The organism is Streptomyces longispororuber, from assembly GCF_014656095.1.
GTDB lineage: Bacteria > Actinomycetota > Actinomycetes > Streptomycetales > Streptomycetaceae > Streptomyces > Streptomyces longispororuber.
The window spans coordinates 1-12,940 of sequence record NZ_BNBT01000032.1 but is presented as its reverse complement, the minus strand read 5'-3'; the positions used below and the strand labels follow the sequence as shown (position 1 = coordinate 12,940).

At 71.0% G+C, this 12,940-nt stretch carries 13 protein-coding genes; 5 read left to right on the top strand and 8 right to left on the bottom strand.

The features are described 5' to 3' along the window. Positions 1-425: 425 nt before the first annotated feature. Positions 426-1,400 (bottom strand): ATP-dependent DNA ligase, encoded by a 975-nt coding sequence (locus IE330_RS13115; protein ID WP_229925604.1) that lies wholly within the window; start codon positions 1,398-1,400, stop codon positions 426-428. A 536-nt stretch (positions 1,401-1,936) separates the two neighbouring features. Between IE330_RS13115 and IE330_RS13110 the strand changes: the two genes are divergently transcribed. Beyond that, positions 1,937-2,464 (top strand): hypothetical protein, encoded by a 528-nt coding sequence (locus IE330_RS13110; protein WP_190136132.1) that lies wholly within the window; start codon positions 1,937-1,939, stop codon positions 2,462-2,464. A gap of 99 nt (positions 2,465-2,563) precedes the next feature. Here the strand turns inward: IE330_RS13110 and IE330_RS13105 are convergent, their stop codons facing one another. Together IE330_RS13105 and IE330_RS13095 are read right to left on the bottom strand one after the other, a co-directional pair. Further along, the gene (locus tag IE330_RS13105; protein ID WP_190136194.1) at positions 2,564-2,842 is read right to left on the bottom strand and encodes a hypothetical protein; all 279 of its coding nucleotides are present in this window, start codon (positions 2,840-2,842) and stop codon (positions 2,564-2,566) included. Between the two features lie 101 nt (positions 2,843-2,943). Beyond that, positions 2,944-3,528, bottom strand: coding sequence for an SMI1/KNR4 family protein (locus IE330_RS13095; RefSeq protein WP_229925603.1), 585 nt, complete (start codon positions 3,526-3,528; stop codon positions 2,944-2,946). A 489-nt stretch (positions 3,529-4,017) separates the two neighbouring features. Between IE330_RS13095 and IE330_RS13090 the strand changes: the two genes are divergently transcribed. After that, positions 4,018-4,395: a hypothetical protein gene (locus IE330_RS13090; protein ID WP_190136131.1), complete on the top strand. Its 378-nt coding sequence runs from the start codon at positions 4,018-4,020 to the stop codon at positions 4,393-4,395. Here the strand turns inward: IE330_RS13090 and IE330_RS13085 are convergent. Beyond that, positions 4,392-4,610: a hypothetical protein gene (locus tag IE330_RS13085; protein ID WP_190136130.1), complete on the bottom strand. Its 219-nt coding sequence runs from the start codon at positions 4,608-4,610 to the stop codon at positions 4,392-4,394. The genes IE330_RS13090 and IE330_RS13085 overlap by 4 nt on opposite strands. Before the next feature lie 454 nt (positions 4,611-5,064). Between IE330_RS13085 and IE330_RS13080 the strand changes: the two genes are divergently transcribed. Continuing rightward, positions 5,065-6,024 (top strand): hypothetical protein, encoded by a 960-nt coding sequence (locus IE330_RS13080; RefSeq protein ID WP_229925602.1) that lies wholly within the window; start codon positions 5,065-5,067, stop codon positions 6,022-6,024. A 102-nt stretch (positions 6,025-6,126) separates the two neighbouring features. Here the strand turns inward: IE330_RS13080 and IE330_RS13075 are convergent, their stop codons facing one another. Then, entirely contained in the window at positions 6,127-6,810 is a 684-nt protein-coding gene (locus IE330_RS13075) for a hypothetical protein (RefSeq protein WP_190136129.1), read from the bottom strand. Between the two features lie 330 nt (positions 6,811-7,140). On the opposite strand from IE330_RS13075, the gene IE330_RS13070 reads away from it, so the two are divergent. Together IE330_RS13070 and IE330_RS13065 are read left to right on the top strand one after the other, a co-directional pair. Further along, positions 7,141-7,377 (top strand): DUF8825 domain-containing protein, encoded by a 237-nt coding sequence (locus IE330_RS13070; protein WP_167794874.1) that lies wholly within the window; start codon positions 7,141-7,143, stop codon positions 7,375-7,377. Between the two features lie 424 nt (positions 7,378-7,801). After that, the gene (locus IE330_RS13065) at positions 7,802-7,987 is read left to right on the top strand and encodes a hypothetical protein (RefSeq protein WP_190136128.1); all 186 of its coding nucleotides are present in this window, start codon (positions 7,802-7,804) and stop codon (positions 7,985-7,987) included. A 77-nt stretch (positions 7,988-8,064) separates the two neighbouring features. On the opposite strand, the gene IE330_RS13060 is transcribed toward IE330_RS13065, so the two are convergent. The 3 genes from IE330_RS13060 to IE330_RS13050 all read right to left on the bottom strand — a co-directional run bounded on the left by IE330_RS13060 (position 8,065) and on the right by IE330_RS13050 (position 12,561). Beyond that, positions 8,065-8,889: a hypothetical protein gene (locus IE330_RS13060; RefSeq protein WP_190136127.1), complete on the bottom strand. Its 825-nt coding sequence runs from the start codon at positions 8,887-8,889 to the stop codon at positions 8,065-8,067. 122 nt (positions 8,890-9,011) lie between these two features. Then, positions 9,012-11,834 carry a DEAD/DEAH box helicase gene (locus IE330_RS13055; protein ID WP_190136126.1) on the bottom strand — a complete coding sequence of 941 codons (2,823 nt, stop codon included), beginning with the start codon at positions 11,832-11,834 and terminating at the stop codon, positions 9,012-9,014. 37 nt (positions 11,835-11,871) lie between these two features. Then, on the bottom strand, positions 11,872-12,561 hold the full coding sequence (locus tag IE330_RS13050; RefSeq protein WP_190136125.1) for a hypothetical protein: 690 nt from the start codon (positions 12,559-12,561) through the stop codon (positions 11,872-11,874). Positions 12,562-12,940: the final 379 nt, after the last annotated feature.

The window sequence follows — 12,940 nt, the reverse complement described above, 5'->3', positions numbered from 1 at the left end:
CGGCGACCGGGTGGCCCTACCTCAGCATCGAGGCAGGGCAGTCCCCCGACCGCCAGACGACGAGGCCGCAGTGCTTGCCCGCCTGGTACGGATTCACTCCTCGCGAGCGCCGCATCATCGGACACTTCAAGAACGCACGCACCAGCCGATAAGTGGCCACTGCTCTTGGCCTCTCCCCGTACACGGGTAGATGACCACCTGAAGGCAGTCTTCCGCAAAACACGCGACCAGAGCCGAGACGAACTCATGACTGCGCTCGGATGCCTCTGGTGAACCCCCCCTTCGCAGAGGGCAGTCCGTTTCGGTCCGCTGTGAGAAGGCGGACTCGCACCCGGATGCGTCCTCCAGCCCCCGCCTTCGGCCCGACCTTCCCCCGGCCCTGCTGGCGCGCGCCGGGCTGTTCCTGCCGCCGCGCCGTGCTGTCGTCAGCGCGGTGATGTCCAGCGGGGAACGTCGGCGGGGGAGAGGTCTGGCCGCGCGCGATGCCAGCGTGCGGGGTGGCGCCACCGGCCGGAGGCGTCGCGGGCGACGTCGACGGAGACTTCGACGGCCAGCTCAGGCTCGACCAGGACGGCCTCGAGCTGTCGGGTGCTGCCCCACCCTGCCGAGAACGACCAGCCAGCCCAGGGATGCCCGTCCCGGTCCGAGGCGGGGGTGAGGTAGGCGGCGACGCTCTGCCCGGCGGCGTGCGAGAGGGTGGTGGTGCGGCCGGTGTAGTGCAGGCAGCCGTCCTTGTCGTAGCAGCCCAGCAGCAGCGTCCGGGGCGCCGCCGCCGAACCCGTGACCGCGCCGACGAGGGCCTCGGTCGTCTCGCGCGGCTTGTACTTCTTCCACACCCCCCGCACGCCGGGGCGGTAGAGGCTGTCCAGCGGCTTGAACAGCACACCCTCAAGGCCGGTCGCCGTGGTCCAGGTGAGCCATTCGCGCACCATCGCCGGGTCGGTGGTCGACGGGCACAGCGCCCACGGCGCACCCAGGCCCCGGTCGGCGAACACCTGCTCCAAAGCGGCGCGGCGCCGCCGGTAGGACCACCCCGTCGTGCTGGTGCCGGACAGGCGCAGCAGATCGAACGCGACGAAGTGGGCCGGCCACTGTTCAGCCGCCCGGGCCGCGGCCGCGCCGCGCCGCCTGAGCCGGTCCTGCAGCCGTTCGAAGGCGAGCCGGCCGGACTCCCATACGATCAGCTCACCGTCCAGGGCTGAGGCGTCGGGAAGCTGCGCGGCCGCGGCGACGATCTCGGGGAACGCGGGTGCCATCTGGGTCCCGTTCCTGGATCGCAGGACCACCTGGCGGGCGTCGAGGGACAGCCCTGCGCGGAAGCCGTCCCACTTGATCTCCGCCGCGTGTCCGGGAGGCAGCTCGGGGCTGTCCACGGCTGTGGTGAGTATCGGCTCAGGCAAGGTCCACGGCGTCACGGTGCAGGCCTTCCCCGGGGCGGGCCGGGCCGGTGTCCGCCAACACGGTGCCCCCCGGTTGCCGGCGCCGACGGCCTCGTGGCCTCGTCCTGGTCGTTGCCGCAGCAGAGGCCGAGGAAAGCCGCAGCCGCGCCCCGGGATCGCCGGACTCCGGGACGGTGCGGTCCTCGGAGCGAGCGCACGCCGCACGGCGAGAAGCTCCTGGACGGCGAACGCGATCGCGTCATCCAGGGCGGCTGCCGCCGACCAGACCCGGCCGCGCCGCTGTGCTGGCTGCTCGATCTCATGCCCGCTGTTACGCAACGCCGTGCGTCGGCAGTTGGCCGGGAACGGGAATCGCATCCGATCGAGGCGCAGCGCGGGACGGGCGCTGGCGTAGCGCACGATTGTCCCCTGATCTTTCCTTGGCCTGCTTGGGGCACCGCGTGCACGGCGGGCGGCTGCCCGAGCCTTGCTGCGCGGGCCCTTTTCGGCTGGGGAGCGGACTGCCCGCCGAGCACCGCTGCGGCTACCGTCGCAGGATGACCGTGAGCGAACCGCCTGGCCGACGCCTTCGGGAAGTTCTCGCCCACGAGGCCAGGGCCCTGACCGCCCCGGCCGCCGACCGTCCAGCTCCGCCGGTCGTGCTGCTGGCCCGGGCCCGCCGCGCGTTCGCCATCGCCGGCCTTGTCAGCCTCGCCCTGGCCGAACACGCACTTCCAGCACGCGACGCCCACGCCCTGGGCGTTCGCCTCACCGACGCGGCCTGCGCCGTACTCGACTCCGCTGTCGGACCGGAACTGATCACCGCCTACCGGGCCGACCTCGGCCGCGGCGAAGCCGGCTACCTCGCCCAGCTCGCCGAACTTCATCTCGCCTTCCACGCTCAGGCCGGTGACACCGTGATCGACGACGCGATGGTCACGCTGTCCGCGTCGCTGTGCGACCTCCTGGACGCTCTGACCGCCAACGAGCGAGCGATCCCCGAACAGCGCGGCGCCGCGCGCGCCGTCGCTGGCCACGCACGTGAGCTGTGGGCCCTGTACGGCGGCGACGCAGGCGGCTGGTAACGGCACTTCCTGGCTGGCTACAGCGCGCGCTTCGCCGCGGCAGTGAGCATCCGGCGGGCGTAGGAGTCAGGCCAAGCGCCGCAGCGGGGAGTGCTGGAGTCACTGCATACTGGCCGGTTCGGCTTCGTCGGCTAGGTCGTCCAGGATGTCGCTGATGCCCTCGATCAGCCGTGAGAACCCGTCGTCGCCCAGCCCTGCCCGTACGCATTCCACGACACGGGCGGCCCACTCCGCCCGCGGGTGAAGGCCAAAGTTGACGTCCAACCGCTTGTCGGGTGCGAGCTCGCAGACAGTTTCGCATCCCACCTCGGACGCGACCTCGACGCTGCCATGGCCGGGCTCACCCTGCCCTGGGACTCCGGCGTCGGTGAAGGTCACGTCAACCGCATCAAGACGCTGAAACGCCAGATGTTCGGCCGGGCCAGTTTCGCCTTGCTCCGCCGCCGAGTGCTCCTCGCCTGAACAGCCAGCCTGAACGCTTACATGATCTCCCAATCCAATTCAGTCTCATCGACTGCAACAGGGAGGTACCCGCCCACAGCCTCGCCGGTTTCCAGGGCGGTAGCGGTTGCGTCCAAGAGAGCCGGAAGCGATGACCACATGGGGTGCGAGCCGAACGAACACCCCGTTTCGTGATCAGCGTCGCCGACCCGCCCCCGGCGGCGATACGGACGCTGGTCGATGATGAGGTAGTCCCCTCCGCCGTCAGCAGCGAAGGGAACCCATAGGGCGTGCCACCACGGGCCGTAATCCCCGTCCAGATCGCCCTCCTCCGCGCCAGCCAGCTCAGCGCCGTAGATTTTCATGCGCAACTGCCAGGCCTTAACGATGTGCCGCACGCTGAGTAGCTGCCAAAACGGCGGCAGCAAGTCGTAGTCACCCGTGCCGTCGTGCCTCAGTAGGGATTCCGTCAAGGGCTCGGGAAATGGCTGGCCAATGGCCTGTTCCGCTGCCGCGATTGCCGACCGCTCCGCTGGGGGTTCGAGAGCGGCGAACGTTCGCGGAGCGTGCACGTCGAGCCACGACTCGATACGGGTCCAGGACTCAGATATGGGCATGGTCATGCCGGGATCATGCCAGGACAAGGCCATGTGACAAGGCCCAGTTGGAGAGTTCGGGACAGCCTCCGCGCCTACACAACGTCACCCTCCACAGAAGAGAGCCAGAGCCCGAAATCGGGAGGCACCCGCACCGGGGCCGCTGGCGTGCGGCACTCTGGGCCCTTCCTCGGTAGCTGCGGGCCCTTGCTGTCGGCGAAGCCGCTGGTCCAGGTGGAGCGCCCCGAGCGGAGCGAGGGCGAACGACCTGGAGGAGCGGTGAGCGACGGCCACACTCGGCCCGCGAGGAAGGCCGCAGTGACTCCCGATTTCGTCGATGTTGATCACCGGAAGCACCCTCAATGTGCCTCCCGTGACCGTCGACAAACGCCTCCCGAGAACCCCTACGTAGCCAGACGTCCTATCCGCCGTGCACGAGCGACTGAAGCAGCCCGCTGCCGCGATCGATGCCGGGCACGCCTGCCCAGACGTTCGGCGCCCGGCTAGGGTCACGGCATGAGCACGCCGACCACGCCCGAGAGGTTCAAGGACGCCGCGCGGGACGCCGCCCGCGCGGTGCAGTCCGGCGCCTGGCCCATCGGCCGCGCGGACATGGAGGCGGCCGACGTCGTCCTGGAGCGGCTGTGGACGCCGTACGAGGACCTCCTCCAGGCGGAGCGCCCCGACCCGCGGCGGGTGCGGCAGCGCCTGGAGGCGGCCCCCGACGCGTGCGCGGCCGCGCGAGCGGTACCCGCGATCGACGCCCGCCTCGCCAAGCTGCTCGCCCTGCTGCCGCAGGCCCTCGCCGAGACCGAGCAGCAGGAGGCGGTGCGGTACCTCGGAGCATTCGGCACCCTGCTGTTCGCGATCAGCGACGGCGAGCCCTGGCTCTAACGGCGCGGGCGGTGCCGCGCGTCGTGCGCCTGCTGCGCCACTCCGTGGGCGAGGGCGGCGAGCAGGCCGGCGGCCAAGCCAACCCCGAGCGACACGACCAGCACCCCGACGGTGAGGTGGAGCGCGATGGCGACCGCGGACAGCGTGATCAGGCTGACCGCGACCGGCGGGACCTTGTACCACCACGGCGTTGGGCGCCCCCTGACCTGACCCATGGCGGCGAGTATCCCCGGCGTGGACCGGCGAGCACCAGCGTGTTGCGCTACTGGTTACGGCAGGCGCCGCGCAGAAACTGCAGCAAGGACTGCACCGGTGCGCGCACCACGCCGCCCCAGGTCAGTCGGCCAGTCCCGCGTATGGCCGCATCTGTGTGTACGGGATGCGCTGCTCTCGCTCCACAACGACCCGGGCACGCACCGCCGCCGGGTACCTCGCCCGATTGAGGGAGTCGGCGGCACGTGGCTTCGGCCGGTGTGGCCGTGCCGGTTAGCATCCTGACCGGCTAGTGGCGTACTGCCGATCACCGCCTGCTTCCGGACCCACGCCACCGGACGCGGGGGGTCAAGGTCCTGCGGGGCCCGCTCCAACCGTTCTGCGTTCCGTCGTATCCACGGCAGTCGTACGAGCCGGTGCCGGGGGCGTGGCCCGGTCCGGGCAGAGGAGTACGTCATGCCGAAGAACCAGTCCACCGCCGCGCAGAACGCCCGCCGGGCGAGCCGGAGCGGGGGCAAGTACACCGAGGCCCTGCGCCGCGAGAAGGCCAGCGAAGCGCCGCGCACACCGCATGTCTTGCGGTTCCTGGCGGAGCGCTCGGGGAACCTCTATCACCTGGTCGGCGGGATCGCGGCGGTCTGGGCGCACGGTGGTCAGCGGGTCCTGCTCCTCGAGGAAGCTGAGGACTTCTGGCGCTGGACTATGAGCGGCGCCAGGCGCAGCCGGAGCCGCAGCAAGAAGGAGACCGAGCCGGCTGCCCCGCCGGAGCCGACCACCAGCACGCTGTGGGCCGCGCCGGACGGCCCTGGCCTCCTGACGCGCCACACCTGCATGTGGGAGGCCCGCCAGCCGGTGCGGGAGAACAACCGCGGCCTTCCGCGCGCCGACCGCAGCCCGCTCGCGGCGGCGGTGGCCGATGCCGTCGACAGCCACGACGTGATCGTCCTTCTGCCGAGGCGCTGGTCCTACCCGGACCGTGAGATCGCCACGGCGCACGTCGTTCTCGGCGAGATCGACGTCTTCCCGGACAGCGACTGCAGGACCGTGCTCCCCGGCCCTGGAGGTGAAGAGGAGGGCTCTCCGCTGAGCCCCGAACAGAGCGCGGCAGTTCTGCGCGAGCGCTGCCTGGGCTTCCTCTTCGGACCCCTTCGCCTCCCCATCACCTTGGACGGGGTGATCTGGCAGTCAAACTGGGACCTGCCCGTCGACGCGGCCTACCTGGCGGGCGTGGACCGGGACATGAACCGCGTCGGGTTGCGGCCCTTGGGCTGGTCGCTCGCCCGACGCCGGTCTTACTCGTACAAGCAGCTGCCCGCGCCCGACCAGATGAAGGACCCCAGCTTCGTCCAGCAGTACCGACCCGTCGCAGAGCGCCTGCACGTGGCACTGGACGCCCGCCCCGCCAACAGGAACTGACCAGGGAGGGTCGGCCCGCTCCGCGACCCGCACGGGTCGGCCCTCCGAGGTTCACGGTCCCCTTGACCGGCTCTCACCCCGTGCGGGACGGTCGCAGCAGGCCTACGCGGGCGCCGGTGCCGGGCGCAGGGAGGCGAGAGGCGAGCGCTGGCCTTTCTCCACCGCGCGCAGCTGCTCCCAGTCGACCTCGGGGTGGGCGGGGACGACCGCGTCGACGGACGCCGTGGTGTAGAGCGCGACGTCGACGGCTCCGGCCCGGCTCGTGCCGAAGCGGACCTCGATCGACTGCGGTGAGCGGACCCAGCCGAGCCGGACCATGTGGTCGAAGTCGGCACGCCGTACCCGGAGCCGGGCGGCGGCTTGCTCGGGTCCGAGCGGGGTATCGGCGGCGACCAGGTCCGCCAGGTCCTCGCGGCGGCAGACCTGGTCGACCTGGTCGGGGTGGTGCAGCGTTCCGTCTGGGTTCGCGCTCAGGTCGACCAGCAGGCCGCGGTCGACGAATCGCCGCACCACGAAGGCCGTGACGTTCGCCTTCTCGCCGATCACGTTCGGGGTGCCGAGCGCGTCGGCGATCCGGTCCGCCGCCGCGCCGCCGCCGATCGGCGGGGAGGGCATCGCGGCCCGGATGGCGTCGGCGTCCAGTGCCTCCACAGCGGCCCGGGACCACTGGCAGGACGACGCGTCCGGGTCGGGGATGAGGCCGGTGTGGCGGGCCCATCGGAAGGCGGCTGCGGGCACCTTCAGGCGCTTGGCGGCCTGGCTCGCGTCGTACTCGGTTCGTCGCATGAGATCACCTCTCGCTCGTTCGCCGGAAGCGGCGGACAGAACATGACAGAATATGCGAAAAGCTGTCAATGCACCCTGGAAATGAGCAAGTTGGACGCATGCAGCTAGGACTGCGCCCGCGTACGCGAAGAAAGATCACCCGGCCGGGTGCCGCTCCAGACCGGGCCGGACCGCCGTGGTGGGGCCGACCACAGACCCGATCACGAGGCCGACCACGCTGGTTGCGACCCCGACCATGAGGCCGACCGCGCCCGGCGCGGACCCGACCACGGCACCGGACAGGGCGTGTCCGAAGTGACACGCAATTCGAACAAGCGATCTAATGCCGCTATGGACGTGACCGACTTCCCCGACGACCTGGTGCAGACGCAAGCCGCCTGGAACGCCACCTACCAAGCACTGGCCGCACCTCGCCCCCGCGACACCACCGCCCTGCGCCGCCGCCTGCTGCTCCTGTCCGTACGGCTGTGGTGGCACCCCTACTGGGAGACCGTCCCCTCGGTGCCGGCGGCACGGTCCGAGCTGCGTCACCTCGCCCGCGCCCACGGAGCTATCCGGGCCGCGTGACCGGCCGCCCCGGTCGACCAGGAGCACGAGGTTGCGCTGGGGGTTGCGCCTATCTGTTGCGCTGGATGTTGCGCCAAGGGTTGCGCTAGGTGTTGCGCGGCCCGCAGGACCGTCTCCGTGTCCGCGCAGGTCACCGCGCCGTTTTGCCGTGGTCGGATCGCTGACATCCCCGTTGCGGCTGCTCTGCCCATGTCCCTTGGCTGGAGTGAAGGAGGAAGGGGCGGGCGGGACGGGCGGCGCGGCCGCGGCCGGGGATCGGGGCGCGCTCAGCCGGTTGCGAGTCGGCCGGGGCCGCCGCGCCTCGCCGCCGTCAGCCCGGCGGCAGAGCCGGGACGGAAGTCGCCGGCACCCCGGCGCTGTTCTTCCGGTGCCGAGCCCCGCCAAGGGGTGAGGCGGGAGAGTCCCGCCGGATGGAGGTACCGCTGTGATCGTCCGACTCCTGGGTGGCCCGCTCGCCGGTCGCGTGCTCACGACCACCGACGCCCCATGGGCCGGAGGCTGGCTCACGGCCGGTGACGCCGAATGGGGCCTGTACGTTCCCGTGCACCGCGACCCGGCGACCGGCATCGTCCTGGCGGAGGCCCGGGTCACCATCCCGCGCCAGCGGTAGCCGCCGACCACCTGCCGGTCAGGACGAAGGGGCGGGCTGCCAGCACCGGCAGCCCGCCCCTCATCGACTTCCGCCTGTCAGGCCAACGGCACACTGCGATCGGCGCGCACGACCGTCCCGTCGGCCAGCCCCACGTAGGGCAGCATCTGCGTGTACGGAATGCGCTGCTCTCGCTCTACCCGCCGCAGCTCATCGGCTCGGATCAGGAACCGTGCGGGAGGGGCGCCGGGAGCGAGCACGTGGGGGAGCGGAGTTGCCCAGTTCTCGCCTCGCGTGACGAACATGCGCCGATCACCGGGGAGCTCGATACCCCAGCTGGTGATGGCGATCGGCTGGTCACCGGTGTTGACCGCCTCCACGCTGACGAAATGATCGCCCAGGTCCTGGCTCCCGTCGGGCAGGTCGTACACAGGGATGGAATTGGAGACCTGGAGGACGACCCGGGGGCCTACGGGAGCGGGCAGGTAGCTCGCGATGTTGAAGCGGTTCTCCTGCTGGTTGTGGTTTCCGATCTGCAGAGCGGCGGGGCCATTGAGGGTGTTGCCGACCACGCCTTGGCGGGCCGCGAATTCCTGCTGCTCGGCCACCAGTGCCTGAAGCTCGGTCGCGACCTGCTGCTGCTCGGAGTCCTCCAGGTTCTCCAGAAGCGACTCGAAGCGGGTCTGCCACGATGCCTCCTGGCGCAGGCGCGTCCGCTCCGTCTCGCCGGTGGCGTCGGCCTCCTCCAGAGCCTGCGCAGTGCGGTCCAGGCGCTCCAGCTCCGCGCTCTCGCGCTGAGCGTCGCCACGCCCCAGGAGACGGGCTACGCGTTGCCGCAGACCGGTCCATGCGTCGGTGCCAGCGGCTTGGACGACGGCGGTACCGCCGGCCCCGGCCACGGCCATGAGAGCTTCAGTGAGCATGTGCCAATCCTCCGAGTCCAGGAAGCCGACGCCTCAGGCGGCACTGAGGCTTGCGACCAGTGTCCCTGGCACCTCTGACATCGGGACCCTCGTCAGAGGTGCCAGCAGAGGACCTCCGCTGTCTACGCCCACTCCACGCCCAGCTCCCGCAACGCCTCCAGCTGCTCCTGAGTGAGCTTGTCCCGTCTCGCCCGAACGTTCGATGTCCACACGCCCAGTTTCACGACCACCGGGTCCGTCTCGCCGTCGACTGCGATCTCCTCAGCGTGGCCGCGCGGTACAGGCCGGTGGCCTTCCCGCTGGACCCACTGCGCGAGGGCCGCCAGGCCCCGCTGGAACGCCTGCTGTGCCTTGCTCGGGCCCTTCGCCGCGCGCTCGGCCGCCGGGGCGGGAGACGGCTCCTCAAGCGGCTTGACGCCCAGCGCGGTCAGCCGCTCCCGCTGCTCGGGCAGGAGCCGCGCCCAGGTGCTCGGTTGCTTCTGCTGCTGGAGCCACCGTCCGATGTCGTCGCCGTCCATGAGGACGCCGGGTGCGATGTCGGGCAGCTGGCCGTCGGCGTCGACCAGGTCCGCCAGGACGCGGTAGTGGCGCTGCCAGTTCAGCGGCCACGGGCAGTCCCAGTCCGGGTCGATCGCGGTGAGCTGCGCCGCGCGTACGGCGGCCCGCTCCGGGTCCTTGCCCAGGCCATTCTTCGCGCCCTTGCGCCGGAGATTGGCCATGTGCTGCCCGACGGGCATCATCGCGTCACCCTCGCCCCACACCGCGTCCTGACGCGGCGCGAGGTGCCCGGTCGCCCGCCGGTACGACCGGAGCGCGGCGAGCTTGTTCTCCCACGCTTCCTCGCCGGGCTCCCAGACCATCCCGGCCTCCGGAGCGTCCAGGAGGACCTTGCGCCGCTCCTCCAGCTCCCCGGCCCGCAGCGCCTTCCTCTGCTGGTGCACCCACCGCCCCAGCGGGAAGTCCTTGGTGACGCCGACCTCGACCTCGACGTCGTACGGGACGGCGTACAGGCCGGTGACCCCGTTCTCCCTACGCCATCGCAGCAGGGCTTGGTAGCCCTCCAGCCACACCAAGGACTCCGGCCGGTAGACCCGGGTGCGCAGGAAGGCCGCGATCGTGGCCGCGTCCCGGGGCGAGGAGAAGTGGAGCAGGGCCGCTTCGGCGGCGGCCTGGGTGTCGTCGTTCTCCTGGTCCTCGCCGCCGCCCGCGCCGTCGGCCCCGACGATCCGCCCGTCTTCGTCGCGCCGCAGGTGTACCTTGCGCTTGCCGCTCGTGAGCGCCCGGGAGGCGAGCTGCTCGACCAGGCGCTCGTCGTGCGCGCGCAGGCCTTGGAGCACGGCCACGAGCGGCTTGAAGCTGGCGGAGGCGACCATGTCCTGCGGGTCCTCGCCGGGCTCCAGGAACACCGGCACGATGATCCTGGCCACCTTGGTGGAGCCGTCCTTGTTGAGTCGGAGCGCCCGGCCGATGTTCTGCACGATCTCCACCTGCGAGCCGCGGGTGTCGGCGAAGCAGATCGAGTCGACACCCCGCTCGCCGGTGATGTCCACGCCCTCCCCGAGCACGCGAACCGAGGCGAGGAACGCGCGGTGCACTCGACGCCCGGCCGCGTCGATGCCGTTGGCGAACTGCCGCAGGACCTCGCGCCGCTCGCTGACGAGGTGGTCGCCGCACAGCCACGCCGACCACACCCGGTCCGGCGGGACGTGGCGGCCGGCCTCCAGCTCGTAGAACTCCGCGTCGATCGATGACGCGGGCAGCTGCTCCGCCTTGGACAGGTCCTCGTCCGAGGAGTCGTTCCTGTAGAGCTCGGCCGCGGTCTCGGGGAGCTTCTCGGCGAAGGCGGCGGCTTCCTCGACCTTCTGGTGGAACGTCATGACGGTGCGCAGGTTCCACGCGGCGGCGTGCTCCAGCAGGGCGGTCTGCAGCAGCGCCAGGCGCCGCCCCCGCCGGGCCTCCTCCGACTGCCCGAGGACCGGCGAGGGGTCGCGGATCTCCAGGACGTCGATCTCGAACCCGGCGAGGATCTGGCGCTCGATCGCCTCCGAGAGGCCGAGCTCGGCGATCCACGCGCCGTAGGTGCCGTTCGGGTCGTCGGCCATGGTCGCGATCTCCGCCTCCTGGCCGCCGGAGCCCTTCTGCGGCCGGGGAGCGGCGAGGATGCGCGGGGTGGCGGTCAGATACAACCGGAAGTCGGCGGGGATCCGCTGGTTGTCGTGGATCGCGGCCCACGGACGGCCGAGGTCACCGGCGGTTCCGTGGGCCTCATCCACGATCGCCAGGTCGAAGCCCGTCAGTTGTTGCCCGTACAGCCGCTCTCCGCCCGCCAGGGCAGCTTCCAGCGGGCCGGGCACCCTGCGGGGCGCCGCGGCCAGCTCCTTGACGTCGTTGAGCGTGACGTCCTGGGGTAGCCATTGGGCGGCTTGACGCTCGTACTCCTCAAGTTGTGCGGGCGACAGTGCCTCAAGCCGACGCAGGAATTCTTCCGACGCGTGCTGCTGGGGGATGGCTGACGCGCCATGCTGGTCAGGATCGGGCCGCTGCACCAGGGAGGCGTAGGTGGCGAACACGACCACCGGTCCGGTCCCGGCCCACAGAGCGAGCTGGATCGGGTTCGTGGTGGTGCGCACCCCCAGCTCCTTGAGGACCGGGTCGTTCTCCAGGGAGCACACCCCGACCATCGGGGCCCGGTGACCGACCAGGCGCCATGCCTGGGCGGTCTGCACGAGCAGGTCCAGGGTCGGCACGGTGACGAGGATCCGGCCGTCCGCGAAGCTCTCCAGCGCGCACGCGGCGGCCATGATCGTCTTACCCGAGCCGGTCGCTGACACGATCGTGCCCCGTGCCCCCTGCGGGGGCACAGATGACCTTGCAGGAAATCCCACCCACCTACGAAACGCGGAGCGCTGATCTACCTGGTGTTCCTTGAGCTGAATCGCCGACATTTCCTTACCTCTCCTGAGCCTGAATTCCCGTGGTCTTTCAGATCGCCTCGTGCAGAATGCAGGCCGCACCAAGGTCGTTCCAGATCGACGCATCCGCCTTGTGCCAGCCACCCGGCTTCCCGTCCTTGAAAGACGGCTTGTCGTCCGGGACGTAGTGCCCGGCCTCACGCGTGCAGACGATGACATCCCCGTCGCTGTTCCTCGTGCGCGCGGTGCACAGACCGCCGGCCTCACCGAGCGCCTCCAGCACCCGACGCCGCGCCGTGGTGTACGGATGGGTGCTCGGCAGCACGGTCTCCTGGACGTACGCCTCCAGGCACACCAGGTCAGCCCGCTCACGCTGCCTCACGTCCGCGATGCGTACGGCCAGTTCAGCGGTCCCGGCCGACCGGCTGCCGCGCCGGGACCACTCCCGGTCCGCGATGCCCACCAGGGCCTCGCTCGCAGCCGTCACGCCGTCATCCCAGCCGTCCGCGAACAGCGAGCCCCGAGAGGCCGGCGCCATCCCGTCCAGCCCCACCACCTGGCACTGCGCCCCGGCGACCGCCCCAGCCTCCAGCGCGGCCACCAGGTCGTCCGCCTCGCTCGCGGGCATGCCCTGCGCCTCCAGGAGCGCGAACAGCCTCAGCCGGGCGTTCACGCCCGCCGTCTGGTACTGCGCCACCCGGCGCACAGAATCGCTGCTCAGCGCGGGATCGGATCCCGTAGATTCGTGGTGACCGTTCATCTGCGGTCGTTCCTATCGGAATTCCGGGGAGGTTCCCGGGTGGTTGGGGGGTGTCTCGTGTTTCCGCCAAAGGTACATGCTGCATCAATCTGATGCACCCGCTACACTGGAACCCACACGAACGAGCGACCCCCACCCCCCATAGCCAGCCAGGCCCGCGCCAGCGGGCCCCGACGGTTCTGGAGGCGCAGCCGGAAGGACCGTCAGGCGGGGGAGCGCAGCGGACCCGCCCCAGGAGTGCGGAGCACTCCTCAACTCCCTTATTGGAGACCCCACTAGCCGCACCTGACACCCCGCCAGCCACGGCCGCGCATCGCGCGGCTCGCCGGGCGCGCAGCGGCCGGCTCCACTGCCTCCTGGAGCGCAGCGGAGGGAGGCG